The organism is Streptomyces sp. NPDC055966, from assembly GCF_042269865.1.
Lineage (GTDB): Bacteria > Actinomycetota > Actinomycetes > Streptomycetales > Streptomycetaceae > Streptomyces.
In genome coordinates, this window is record NZ_JBHJYK010000059.1 from 1 (window position 1) to 11,819 (window position 11,819).

Genomic DNA, 11,819 nt, shown 5'->3' on the forward strand with positions numbered 1-11,819 from the left:
GGGTGGTTCTGGTCATGAGGGGGTGGTTCTCCTGTCGTGCCCTCTCAGGCTAACCCGACGAAGCGGGACGTCTCACCCAAGGCTGACAGAGAGGGGTACACCCCGGACACAGCCGTCAACGACCTGATCGTCCTCATGGACACCATCGGGGTCGACCAAGCCGACGTCCTCGGCTTCTCCTATGGCGGACTCCTGGGCCAGCGACTCGCCCTCGCAGCACCCCACCGGGTACGTAGCCTCATCCTCGCCTCCACCACGGTCAAGGCTGTCCCCGCCGACGCCTTCGATGACTGGCCAGATGCGGTGGACCGCCGCACAGCACAAGCCCGCGTCTGGTCAAACCCACACCTGGTCGGACCGGAACTGACCCGCGCGGCAGCCGTCGCAGCCGCACCGGCGAACCTCTAGTGCCACGAGATTCTCCCCGCCTACCTACGCCGCTTGGAGTCCGTCCGCTTCTCAGCGGAGTGGCTGAGGCCCTTGCGCGCCGGCATCCTGCCCCAAGCAGTCCTCGAACACGCCGTGCCCCGTCTCACAGCCCTTGCGATCCCCACGCTCTTCCTGCACGGCCGATACGACATGACCTTCCCTGCCCTCTTCGTCCAGCAGGCCGCCGACATGATCCCCTCCGCCAGCGCCAAGATCCTGGAGGCAGCTGGGCACATGGCTCATATCGATCAACCGGACACTTGGCTGGCCGCTGTGTCCCAATTCCTTGATTGAGCACGGCACCGCTCTCAACCCGCGCTCCCTGTCCGGAAGTTCAAAGACACTCACTCAACGGCACGGGAGCCCTGTGCGTTGCGCATCCCACTCTCACGCCGGCTCAGTCTCCCGATTGGCAGCCGCTCCGGGAGTGTCTAATCATCGGAACGGTTGGCATGCCGACGGGCGCGCCCGGGGCCGGGCCGGCGCACAGTGACTTCGCAGGTGACGGTGAGCGGCAAACGCTCGGGACGGCTTTCGGTGGCCGGACTGATCGCCCTGAGACCCGAGATGGCCAGTCACCTGGTCGACGGTCCAGCCTCCGTCGGCCGAGAGAGCAGAAGGAGCCGAAGGAGGCGGGTGCCGGCGCGTGACCGCCGGCACCCGGTGGCGCACAGGACGCCGCCGCGGTCAGGCGGTGGCGAACTCGGGGGCGATACGCGCCGCTGCGGCCGCCGCGTGACGCTTGACCTCCTCCTCGTCCAGGTGGTCCAGGCCGAAGTCGACCACGAGCCGGTCGGCCTGCTGGCGGGCCAGCGCCCCCAGAGTATGGGCCAGGCTCTGGGTGTCGGTCGGCTGTCCGGACTTCTTCAGCTTCTGGGCGGCCTCCCAGGCGGCCGCGTGACCGGCCTGCTCCTCGGTGACGAGACGGTCCAGGCTGGAGCTGCCGTAGATGACAGTGTGCGCGTCCTTGTACTGCTTGATGCTCTGGGACACGGATTCTCTGGACCGGCAGCTCATGCGGACGACGGCCCCAACTGATCGACAGCACCTCACCGTTGCCCGGACCGCGTCAGGTGGCCGACCCGAACGGCTCGCCGCGCAGCAGGTCAGGGCGGACATCGGCCAGGGCGAATGCCCGATAGAGGCCGGCCACGAGTCCGTCGTCGATTTGGTAGCGCCGGGCTCGTTCGTCTCGCTGGAGGAGAGGGCCGCAGCTGTCCGGTCCGACGCGGCGCTGGACCGCTTTGATGCTGGTCAGCGTGCCGCCGATCGTCGACGGCAGGATTGGCGTCGACGGATGGTCGGCGAAGTACCGCTGGACGTCGTCGTAGGAGGCAGTGCCGCCCAGCTCGGTGACCCGGCGCAGCGCCGCCCGAGCTCCGGGCACCAGCGAGGCGATCACGCGGAACAGCAGCTGGTCCGTCCAGCCGCCGGTGAGGGCGTCGTCGGCGAGGTCCTGCGGGCCGGGGCGGGGTTTCGCGTCCGGGGCGTCGCGCCAGGCATCGGGGACAGCCGGTCGCAGCCCGTACGCGGCCTGGACGGCGGCTATCGCCTGCTCGTAGGTGTCCGTCTCGGTGTCCATCGTCAGCCGCATCCGCGGTCCTCCTGTGATCGGTGCCCCATGATCCCCGTCGCTCGGAGTCCTCTGTCCGCAGGGGACCCGGCCGACCCTGCCCGGTATGGATGATCAGCACACCATGCAGCAGCAGGCCCGGCTCCGGGACAAGATCCTCGACAGCCTCGGGCGGGCGGAACGCGCCCTGTTCACCCGTCTCGCGCCGAAATCCCCGCGCGCCCAGATGAAATTCCTTCGCACGCGCGCCAAGGGCTCCACGCAGGCAGTAGCCGAGCGTCTGGGCGTCTCCCGTAGCACCGTGGAGCGCTACCTCTCGGGCGCCTCCAGGAGGCCGCAGAAACGTCTCCAGGCGGCTCTGGTGGAGGAGACCGAAGCACAGTGGCAACCACAGGTCAGGGCGCAGGCGAGGCAGCGCGCGGCCACCACCGGTGGGTTCGTCATCTCCTGCCGGGCGTACTTCGGGTTCGGCCCGGAAGGGACCTCGGACGCGGGCCGGATGCGGGACATCAGCGCGGCTGTCTCACCCGCGCATGCCGACCGGATCCTAGCCGCGCAGGAGGGCGGGGCGACGGATGACGATCTGCACGAGTTGGTAGCGGACGCCTATTTCCGCCGAGACGGCGGCGGGCGCGCGGGCGTGCACGTGGAATTCAAGGACGTGGAGTGGCTGAATATCAAGTTTTAGGGCGCGGAATTCAGGATTGCTATAAACCTGTCCTGCGCCCACAGCGCGCCACATGCTGCGGGCCCGGTATCCGTTCCTCCCGCGACGATTGGGAGGCTCGTGTGAGCACCCGTGCACCCTGGTCCCGCCAGCGCCCTCGCGTCCCGGTCTCCCGCGCCGCCGCCGACCGTGAGCCGGTCGACCAGGCGGAGATCGGCCGCCACTCGGTCCGGCGGCGCACCCGCGGTATGACGCACCCGGAGGCGGCGGCCGCCCTCGAGGACCTGGCCGACGATGACCGCGGCACGGCAGAGGCCGCGGAATGGGCGCGCATCGTGCAGCTGCCGCGGAATGGGCGCGCATCGTGCAGCTGCTCGCCACCGTCGGCGGCCCGTACGACGCCGACGCCGACGCCGTCGTCCAGGACGAGCTGGCGGCCGGCGCCGAACGCGAGCGGGAGAAGCAGCGGCAGAAGGAGAAGCGCCTCCAGGAGGAGGAAGCCGAAGCCGCCCGCCACGCCGCCCTCGCCCCGGACGTCCTGCGTCACGCCCTGCTGGGCACGCTGGCCCGTACCGGCCTGCTGGACTCGCTCAGCGAGGACGAGCGGGCGGCCGTGGGCCGCCCGGCGCACGCCGCTACTACGACAAGCAACGAGCACGGGAATCCGGCTACAACGCTGCCCTGCGTAAGGTCGGCAACCGGCTCGTCGGCATTTTCCACGGCTGCCTCAAGTCCCGCACTCTCTACGACGAGGCGACCGCTTGGTCGCATCACGCGCACCTCCAGTCCGCTTGACCTCAAATGTCATGGGGTGTCTACTCAGCCCTGACGACGAGGACTTCGTCATCCAGACGGCCACCACCTGCCCCGCCAAGCTCGGCCAGCCCTTCACACGCTGGTCATTGCGTAAATTCGTCGACTACCTGCGGAAAGTGCAGGGCCGGGTGATCCGCATCGGCCGCGAAACCTTACGGCGCCTGCTCGCCCGCCGCGGTGTCACCTTCCAGCGCACCAGGAAATGGAAGGAATCCCCCGACCCGGACCGCGAGGCGAATCTGGACCGGATCGAGGAGGTCCTGGACCGCTTCCCACGGGCTGCTACTCCATCGGCGACGACCGGCTGTGGGGGTGTCAACCGCTGCAAGAAAGGTGCCGCGAACACGCTGGCCGCGCTGAAGTCGATCCGTGCCGCCCGGCTCGACGGTGCACCGATCTACGTCATCCTGGACAATCTGTCCGCCCACAAAGGCGCCGACATCCGCCGCTGGGCGAAGAAGCACAAGGTCGAGTTGTGCTTCACCCCGACTTACGCCTCGTGGGCGAACCCGATCGAAGCGCACTTCGGGCCGCTGAGGCAGTTCACCATCGCCAACTCCCACCACGCCAACCACACCGTGCAGACCCGGGCCCTGCATGCCTACATGCGCTGGCGCAACGCCAACGCCCGCGCCGCGACGTCCTGGCCGCCGAACGCAGGGAACGCGCCCGCATCCGCAGCGAGAAGGGCATCCGCTGGGGCGGACGCCCCCTCAAAGCCGTAGCCTGACGCAGCTCGGCGAGCCTGTGCGGTCATAGCGCCTGGCGGGCATCGACAGCGCCGCCCGTGGGATCGACGCTCCAATGCGAGCCGTGCTGGACGAGGAACTCCAGGAAGTCGGCGGGTGAGTAGGCCTGGGCCGGGGCAAGGACACCGGGCTTGGCGCCGTCGGCAACGAGCCGACGTGCGCTTTCGACCGCGATGACCGCGGTGGTCCCCTGCATGTCGATGCCTTGGACGATGCCGCAAGCGTGCCGCCCGTCCTCGCTGGTCGCCTCAACGACGATGATCCAGCGCGCAGTGCGGCGGCTGTCCGCGGGCGGTCCTTCGGGAACGCTGTCGATGAGCGCGGGGGTAATGTCGGCGAATGCGGCCGCCAGTTCCGCACGGACCACCCCCTCGACCCGGCGTGCCGCGACGTGGTGGGGAACCGTGACCACCGCCGGAAGAGGGAACTTCACCACCGGCATCGGGTCGGAGCGGTCCGGAAAAGTGAGTGCCGTACGCCGTGCGGCGATATCGGGATGCCAGCGGCCGTCTTCGTAGCCGAGGCCGCCGCCGGTGAACGTGTCGATGTTCTCCAGCGCCGACTGGAGAGTCCCGCGGGACGGCATTGCGCCAGTGCGGACCAGTTCCAGGCCGATGACGAGTTCGCGTACAGGACGGACACGTGCGGCAACGAGGTGAGCGAGCAAGTCGCTGGGCAGGCCATCGTCGTTGGCGCCCGGGACCACTGTCACCCCCGCCGCCTCGGCTGGCACGGCGAAGGCGCTGAAGACGCGATCGAGGTGGCGCTGTTCACCAGCAATGTCGACGTAATGGCATCCGGCGGCGATGGCGGCCTGCACGACCGCTTCGCCGGACAGAACGAATGGCCCCGCGCAGTTGATGACCGCGGAGCAGTCCTGGAAGGCATGGACGAGTGCGGAGTGGTCCCCGGATTCGGCGCGCCGTATTGCGGCGCCGTCGACTGCGGTGAGTCCAGCTCGGGCGGCTGCCTCGCTGAGGCGTTCGACGTTCCGGCCGACCAGTACCGTCTCGATGTCCCGCCGGGCCAACTCGGCGACGACGAGCTTGCCGGTGTAACCACCGGCGCCGTATACCGCGATCCGCATGTCCGATGTCCTTTCCACGACCTCCGAAGGCAGCGTATGGCTCTTCGACGAGATGGTTAATTCGTCAGGGTCTCCTCTGTATACGTGATCGTCTCGGGTGCCGAGGATTCGAATACGCTGGCCGAATGGACCTGCTCAGTGACGTGATCGCCGCCATGCGCATGGGGCGGCCGCACTATGCGCGCACCGAGCGACGCGCGCCGTGGGCGGTACGCCACCGGCCCTTCGCCGGTGCCGGCTTCCACCTCGTCCTCGAGGGCAGGAGCTGGCTGATCCCTCCGGATGGCTCACCGATCGAACTCCAGGCCGGGGACGTTGCCTTCCTCCCCCACGGCAGTGCCCACTCTGTGGCCGGTGATCCCGCGGTGCTGGTGGCCGACCTCCCCTCCTCGCCGCTCGCCGATCCCCACCAAGGCGATCACCTCGACGGCGCCGGGGCTGGGTCCCGGACCGTGATGCTCTGCGGCGCCTACCTCATGGACCGCGCCCGGCCCCACCCACTACTAGGCGAGTTCCCGGAGCTCGTTCACCTGCCAGCCCGCCTCGGACAACACTCGTCACTGCGCGGAGCCACCGAACTCCTCGCGACCGAACTGGCGGAGCCCCGTCGCGGCAGTGACGCCCTGCTGCCCGCACTGCTCGACGCCCTGTTGCTGTACGTCATGCGGGCCTGGCTCGACGAGCGGCCCCGGCACGATGCAACCACCGGCTGGACCGCGGCCCTGCACGACCCGGCCATCCACGCCGCACTCCAGGGCATTCACCGCGCCCCGCACCGGCCATGGACGGTGGAAGAGCTGGGAGCACTGGCCGGGCTGTCCCGAGCGGCATTCGCACGGCGGTTCACCACCCTGGTGGGTCAGCCACCGCTGTCGTACCTGACCTGGTGGCGTATGACCACCGCAGCCCGGCTCCTCCGCAACTACGATGCTCCGCTGAAGACCGTGGCCAACCGGGTCGGATACACATCCGAGTTCGCGTTCAGCACCGCCTTCAAGCGGGAGCACGGCCTGACCCCCGGCGCATACCGCCGCCAGTCGACATCCGCAGATCCTGACACCACGGACGCCGACCGTCGCGTCACCGGATCCGGCGAACGTATGCGGCCAGAGCAGTAAGAGAGAAGGAGGGCTCTTCAGCAGGGGCAGGATCGCGGTACGGACGCCCGTCTGCCCCCTGCTGCAGAGCCATGGTGGGCCGTGAGAGCGGAACGGGCCCGGCGGCACTCACCCAAGTCTGCCGCCCGCCCCTTGGAAGGCCCTGCGCATCACGCCTATGTGGAAGGGCAACGCATGAGAAGAACGCTCCCACATTCACGGGGAGCCCTCTTCACTCAAGCGCGGTCATGCGGCACCCGGTCGTGGGTGCAGCGCGGCAACGGCCAAGACATCCTCCGACGCCAGCCCAGCCGGGTGGGCCCTGCGTGGTCAGGGGTAGATGGGCCCGTAGGCGCCGGTGAGGTACTCCAGGCAGCTGTTGGTGTTGGGGCCCGCCTGGCCGTCGACGCCCTGCGAGCAGGGCGAGTCGTTCTGGAACTTCTTGACCCAGGACTCGGTCTGCGGCCCGAAGTTGCCGTCCACGGCCAGCGGGGTGCCGCCGTAGTACTCGTCGATGCCCTTCTGCAGCAGCTTCACGCAATAGTCGCCGTAGTCGCCGTAGGCCAGATTGTGGTTGGGGACCAACTGCTGGAACAGCAGGGCGTTGTTCTTGTAGTACACCGTGGTGCAGCTGGTGGAGGAGTACGCCGCGGAGACCTGCGCGGCAGTGGTCGCCGCGTCCGCAGTGGGCGCCACGGCGAGTCCGCCGCCGGCGAGGGCTACCGAGGCGAGTCCGAGGGCGAGCAGCTTGCCGATGACCTTCATGAGCGTGGGTTCCTTCTGTGCGTGGGTCGCTGAGGCACCGCACCGTCGACGGACGTGAGGATCCGGGCCGTCGGGGCGGCGCGGTTCCGATATTGGGGGCGGCGACCGTCGGCGCACCACACCCGGCCGCCGATTGACGAGATTGCGGGTCATCGAAGCTCTGACCTGCTCTTCTCTCGTCCCGGGTGACGGTGGGACGGGTCATGCCCAGGGAGCGCGAACCTCTCAGAAGCGTGCGCGCCGGGAGCAAGCCCGCGCACACCTCACCCGTGATCGGCTACACCACACAGCGGGACGCCGTCCCGAACTGGTCGGCGGCCCGCTCGATGGGCTGCTGCTTGACCCGCCGGATCCGGGTCCTGGGTGCCACCGCGCACCCGACCGCCTCCTGGGTGGTACAGGCCGCGAGGAATCTCGTCATGGACCTTGAGGAGTCGGGCTGCCGGGCACGGTTCCTCATCCGGGACCGGGACGGCAAGTTCCCCGAGTTGTTCGACAGCGTCCCGGAAGACGCGGGGATTGAGGTCGTACTCAGCGGCATCCGTATGCCGCGCATGAACTCGATCACGGAACGCTGGGTACTGACCTGCCGACCGATCACCGACCTGGACGCCATCGCCCACCTCGACGTACGACGACGCGACCGCCTCGGCGGAATCCTCCACGAGTACGAACATGCCGCGTGACCTTCGCGGACGAGTTTTCCGGCAAGAGCAATGTCACCGAGTTGCGGCCCTGGCCGGATGAGCGCTTCAGAGTGTCGGCAGGCCGAGCGCGATCATGGTGGACGACAGTCCGTGCCAGGTGCGTACGTCCCAGTCGGTGAGTTGCTGCCAGCGCTGAAGGCGGTACTTCACAGTGTTCGGATGCACGTGCAGGACGCGGGCTGTCGCGGTGAGCGAGAAGCCGTTCTCGGCGAACCTGAGCACGGTCTCTGCCAGGTCGGGGTGTTGTTGCGCGGCCTCTCGGCGCGGTTCGAGCAGCACCGCGAAGCGTTGCGCCGTGGGCGCCAAGGTGGCGAGCAGCCAGTGGTCTGCGAAGGATTTCACCTGTCCCGGATCCGCCAGGGGCAGCGCCGCTCTCGCGTCCGCCATGCTCATCGCGGCGCCGGGGAGCCCGGTCCGCGGCAGGCCGATGCCGAAGCTCGCGTCAGGGGCCCTACCCTGCCCTGCGCAGGCGGTCAACGGCGGGCGTCGCCGGGGGCGAGCAGGCTGGTCAGCTCGGCGATCGCCTCGGGGGAGGGCTTGAAGTAGCGGCGGACGTTCTCCGGCTTCTTGTGCCGGGACTTCTGTGCCGTGGGGACCAGTGGTACAGCCGTTGGCACTGAGATTGATCATGGTTGCGTAGCAGGTCGGATGCCCGATCGGGGGGCTTGCGTGGAAGACCGGCGACGGGCTGTCGTTTGGGGTTAGGGTCGCCGGGCATGTAGTCGTACGCGAGGTGGAACCCGCGCGATGCCCGAGCGGATGTGGCACCCCATCAGCAAGCTGGAGTTCTTCATCGACCACACCCGGCGCTGGGCGGTCGACGTGCGGGAGCATCTGGAGACGCTGGAGGAGGCTCGTGCCAAGCCGCACGCCCTGGCCGATGCCGACGTAGCGCGGATCAAGCGGGTCTACACCGAGCAGGCCGGCGATCTGACCTGTTCGAGGAGCAGCCGGAGAAGTGGGCCAGCGGTGGACTCCGCGCCGGCCTTGGCGATCTGGTCGGCGATGACCGAGGGGTCGATGTACCGCAGGGTAGAGCGGGGTTGGATGCCCATGCGCTCGGCGACGGTGTTCACCGCGTGGGCGACCACGTTGTGCACCCCGACGGGCACGACGTCCAGGCCGCGGGTGAGCAACTCGGCCTCGGTCTGCGCAAGGAGGGCCTTGAAGCCCTGGGTGTTCTTGGTGTCTGCCACGGCATCGAGCCTACGGCCCGGCGCAGATCGGCCGGGCCCCGGCGACGTACGGCGCTCGTACGGGGGAACAGCGGTGGCCGGGGCCCGGCCGAGGCAGATCAGCGGCGGGGGCGCCAGCGGGTGAACATGCACTGGTCAGCGCCGGCGCCGAGCCTGAAGGGCAGGCGGCGCGGTCGAGCATGAAGGGGTGTGGACGGTCCAGCCGCACCCGGTGCAGAAGGCGCCCAGGTCGCGGTCGGCCTCATACGAGCCACACAGCAGAACGCAGCCGAGCTGCTGGTACACCTGCCAGGTCCGCTTGAGACGTTCGGGGCGAGTTGGAGGGCACGCGAGGGTTGACCCCGGCTTCAAGTACCTCGAACGGGTCATCTCAGGCTCAGCGGATCGGGTGCCGCTGGGCGACGAGGGCAGCGATGTCGTCGTCGAGCTTGCCGCCGCTGTAGGCGATCAGGTCGCGGTGGAGATGGTCGAGGAGCTGGCGGGGAGTCTCGCCGCTCCATGAGCGGATGCGTTCGGCGAGGGGGTAGAAGGCGCCGGAGCGGTCGCGGGTCTCGGTGACCCCGTCGGTGTACAGCAGGAGCTGGTCTCCGGGACGGAAGGGGGCGAGGTCGACGTGGTACCCGTCGCGCACCCACATGCCCAGGTTGAGCGGCGGCGAGGGAGCGGTGGGCTGCAGCTCCCGGACCTCGCCGCGGTGCAGCAGCAGCGGGGGCGGGTGGCCGCAGGTGAGGGTCCGGACGACCGGTTCATCGTCCGGGATCTCGGCGAGGAGAGCGGTGATGAAACGTTCAGAGATCTCCGAGCCCGGGACCCCCGGGTACTGGGAGGCGTGGCGGCTCATGCTCGTCTCCAGGCGGCGCGCGAGGTGGGGCAGGTCGGGCGCGTCGTGGGCGGCCTCGCGGAAGGCGCTGAGCAGCGTCGCGGCCGTCTGGATCGCGAGCAGGCCCTTGCCGCGTACGTCGCCGATGAGCAGCCGTACGCCGTGCGGGGTGTGTATCGCCTCGTACAGGTCGCCGCCGATCCGGGCTTCCGCCGCGGCGGCCAGGTACAGGCTCTCGAGCGTGACGTGCCCGAGGTGTCGCGGTACCGGATGCAGCACCGCCATCTGGGCGGTCTCGGCTACCGAGCGGACCTGAACCAGCTGATGGGCGTGGCGGTGGAGCATGCGGTTGAAGAAGACGGAGAACGCCGCAATCGCCCCGAGGGTGGCCAGCTCGGAGTAAGCGGTCGCATCCCGCAGATCATTGAAGTCTGCCATCAGGCCGACAAAGATGGCACACGCGCCCACTCCGATGAGCACGGTCCCCCACAGGGGCAGCAGCGCGGCGGCGGACACCATGGCCGTGATGAGGAGGGCATTCGGCCTGACAGCGCGGGGTGTGAACAGGCCGACGAGCAGGCCGATGACCAGCAGCAGAGCAGGCAGCATGGGCAGCCACTTGCCCCGCGCACCAGCACTGTGCGTGACTCCGCGTTCCTCAGGTGACCTTGCCACCGTGCCGCTCCCAAGGTCGCACAGGCCGCCGATTTGGGTAATTTTATCGCTGTTCGTTCATAGCCTACGAACAATCTGGTGTCCGGTGGCGACGCGCATAGGTGTCATCAGGTCACCGTGCCGCCTATCGACAAGATCGATGGAGAAGGTACACACAAGGTCACCAGGGGGTTCATCATCGGTGTGCTCCGTTTGCATGCCGCTCATCACGGCCGCGATCCCTCTCCTGGGCCAGTTGGGCAGCAGCCGGCCTCACTCGCAGCCGCCTGAAGATCCTTGCATTGCCCGTTCGGGCGCCCGCCCGTCGTGCCAGCGGCCGAACGGCCCGAAGGGCTGCTCGGGGTGGCGCCGAGTACGCCGGGTCCCTTCCTGCTGCGGGAGCCACATCTCTACAAGTTGATCACGAGCCACTTGCTCCGATCATGTGTGGCATGCCGCGTTCGGCGTAATGCCTGGTGTTGGGCCGTTTGGCGGGTCATGCCGTGCGAACTGTTGATCACGGCCGTATCAGGAGTCCGTGGGGTGTACAGATCGCGTGACAGGCACCGGTGACGGCAGGGAAACCGGACGAGCCCGGACCGTCGGATCAGTCCAGTCAGGCCAGCCGTCTGCGCCTGGGCGTCGAGCTTGAGCAGATTGCCGAGCAGCTCAGAACACTGGGCCGGGCACAGGAGCGGCTGCATGACCTGTATGAAGCGGTCCTCGCCCGGGACGTGGACCTTTCCGTGGTGCTACAGCTGATCGTCGATACCGCGATGGAACTGGTCGGAGCCGGCTGCGGTGCACTCGGCGTACTCGATGAGAACGGCGAGTACATCGACCGGTTCATCCCGGTCGGCCTGTCGGAGCAGGAGCGGGCCGACCTGGCGGGGGTGGAGTTCCCGCATGGCCGCGGCCTGCTGGGACGCTTGATCGCCTACCCGGAACCGCTACGCGTCGACGACATCCCCGCCCACCCGGACTCGGCCGGCTTCCCTCCCGGCCACCCGCACCTGCGCACCCTGCTCGGAGCCGCGATCAGCACCCGCGGCAAGATCTACGGAGACGGCAGATGCAGGGGTGAGCCGCCTCGAAGAGGGGCAGGCGGCGCAGTCCGATTGCCGTGACGGCCATGGCGGCCCGTCAGGCTCGGCTCGACCCGGAACGGGCTCGGGTTGCGGAGCGCGGGTGCCCGGGGCCGAGAGCGGGTAGTTGGCCGCCGCTGCGGTCCCGGTCCTCGGGCTGCTTCTCGGGTTCGC

Annotated in this window: 14 protein-coding genes and 2 pseudogenes; 8 read left to right on the forward strand and 8 right to left on the reverse strand. The window is 68.8% G+C overall.

What is annotated here, in order from left to right; all coding sequences use genetic code 11:
- Positions 1–36 precede the first annotated feature (36 nt).
- Both ACFC8N_RS48245 and ACFC8N_RS48250 read left to right on the forward strand, forming a co-directional pair.
- Positions 37–408 carry an alpha/beta fold hydrolase gene (locus ACFC8N_RS48245; protein WP_376296030.1) on the forward strand — a complete coding sequence of 124 codons (372 nt, stop codon included), beginning with the start codon at positions 37–39 and terminating at the stop codon, positions 406–408.
- A 72-nt stretch (positions 409–480) separates the two neighbouring features.
- Positions 481–723 carry an alpha/beta fold hydrolase gene (locus tag ACFC8N_RS48250; protein WP_376296031.1) on the forward strand — a complete coding sequence of 81 codons (243 nt, stop codon included), beginning with the start codon at positions 481–483 and terminating at the stop codon, positions 721–723.
- Between the two features lie 393 nt (positions 724–1,116).
- Here ACFC8N_RS48250 and ACFC8N_RS48255 read toward each other — a convergent pair whose 3' ends face one another.
- Complete coding sequence (locus ACFC8N_RS48255) at positions 1,117–1,422, reverse strand: DUF3759 domain-containing protein (RefSeq protein ID WP_376296032.1); 306 nt, start codon at positions 1,420–1,422, stop codon at positions 1,117–1,119.
- A gap of 76 nt (positions 1,423–1,498) precedes the next feature.
- Positions 1,499–2,023 carry a hypothetical protein gene (locus ACFC8N_RS48260; protein ID WP_376296033.1) on the reverse strand — a complete coding sequence of 175 codons (525 nt, stop codon included), beginning with the start codon at positions 2,021–2,023 and terminating at the stop codon, positions 1,499–1,501.
- Positions 2,024–2,108: 85 nt separating this feature from the next.
- Here ACFC8N_RS48260 and tpg point away from each other — a divergent pair, with 85 nt between their 5' ends.
- The 3 genes and pseudogenes from tpg to ACFC8N_RS48275 form a co-directional block, all read left to right on the forward strand.
- Positions 2,109–2,690 (forward strand): telomere-protecting terminal protein Tpg, encoded by a 582-nt coding sequence (gene tpg / locus ACFC8N_RS48265; RefSeq protein ID WP_376296034.1) that lies wholly within the window; start codon positions 2,109–2,111, stop codon positions 2,688–2,690.
- 301 nt (positions 2,691–2,991) lie between these two features.
- Positions 2,992–3,498, forward strand: a complete 507-nt coding sequence (locus ACFC8N_RS48270; protein ID WP_376296035.1) for a hypothetical protein — start codon at positions 2,992–2,994, stop codon at positions 3,496–3,498.
- A pseudogene (locus ACFC8N_RS48275) lies at positions 3,488–4,215 on the forward strand (transposase); the annotation flags it as partial. The gene ACFC8N_RS48270 and the pseudogene ACFC8N_RS48275, both read left to right, overlap by 11 nt.
- 23 nt (positions 4,216–4,238) lie before the next feature.
- On the opposite strand, the gene ACFC8N_RS48280 reads toward ACFC8N_RS48275, so the two are convergent.
- Positions 4,239–5,321 (reverse strand): saccharopine dehydrogenase family protein, encoded by a 1,083-nt coding sequence (locus ACFC8N_RS48280; RefSeq protein WP_376296036.1) that lies wholly within the window; start codon positions 5,319–5,321, stop codon positions 4,239–4,241.
- Positions 5,322–5,446: 125 nt separating this feature from the next.
- On the opposite strand from ACFC8N_RS48280, the gene ACFC8N_RS48285 reads away from it, so the two are divergent.
- Positions 5,447–6,439 (forward strand): AraC family transcriptional regulator, encoded by a 993-nt coding sequence (locus tag ACFC8N_RS48285; protein ID WP_376296037.1) that lies wholly within the window; start codon positions 5,447–5,449, stop codon positions 6,437–6,439.
- Positions 6,440–6,748: 309 nt separating this feature from the next.
- On the opposite strand, the gene ACFC8N_RS48290 is transcribed toward ACFC8N_RS48285, so the two are convergent.
- Positions 6,749–7,183 (reverse strand): peptidoglycan-binding protein, encoded by a 435-nt coding sequence (locus tag ACFC8N_RS48290; RefSeq protein WP_376296038.1) that lies wholly within the window; start codon positions 7,181–7,183, stop codon positions 6,749–6,751.
- 203 nt (positions 7,184–7,386) lie between these two features.
- Between ACFC8N_RS48290 and ACFC8N_RS48295 the strand changes: the two genes are divergently transcribed.
- Positions 7,387–7,869: a hypothetical protein gene (locus ACFC8N_RS48295; RefSeq protein WP_376296039.1), complete on the forward strand. Its 483-nt coding sequence runs from the start codon at positions 7,387–7,389 to the stop codon at positions 7,867–7,869.
- A 66-nt stretch (positions 7,870–7,935) separates the two neighbouring features.
- Here ACFC8N_RS48295 and ACFC8N_RS48300 read toward each other — a convergent pair whose 3' ends face one another.
- From ACFC8N_RS48300 to ACFC8N_RS48315, 4 genes and pseudogenes are all read right to left on the reverse strand, one after another.
- A complete protein-coding gene (locus ACFC8N_RS48300) occupies positions 7,936–8,232 on the reverse strand; it encodes a helix-turn-helix domain-containing protein (protein WP_376296040.1) in 297 nt (98 codons plus the stop codon).
- 131 nt (positions 8,233–8,363) lie between these two features.
- Positions 8,364–8,471, reverse strand: a pseudogene (locus tag ACFC8N_RS48305) (site-specific integrase); the annotation flags it as partial.
- 327 nt (positions 8,472–8,798) lie between these two features.
- A complete protein-coding gene (locus tag ACFC8N_RS48310; RefSeq protein WP_376296041.1) occupies positions 8,799–9,086 on the reverse strand; it encodes a hypothetical protein in 288 nt (95 codons plus the stop codon).
- 376 nt (positions 9,087–9,462) lie between these two features.
- Positions 9,463–10,515: a PP2C family protein-serine/threonine phosphatase gene (locus tag ACFC8N_RS48315; RefSeq protein ID WP_376296042.1), complete on the reverse strand. Its 1,053-nt coding sequence runs from the start codon at positions 10,513–10,515 to the stop codon at positions 9,463–9,465.
- Positions 10,516–11,129: 614 nt separating this feature from the next.
- Here ACFC8N_RS48315 and ACFC8N_RS48320 point away from each other — a divergent pair.
- Positions 11,130–11,687: a GAF domain-containing protein gene (locus ACFC8N_RS48320; RefSeq protein WP_376296043.1), complete on the forward strand. Its 558-nt coding sequence runs from the start codon at positions 11,130–11,132 to the stop codon at positions 11,685–11,687.
- Positions 11,688–11,819: the final 132 nt, after the last annotated feature.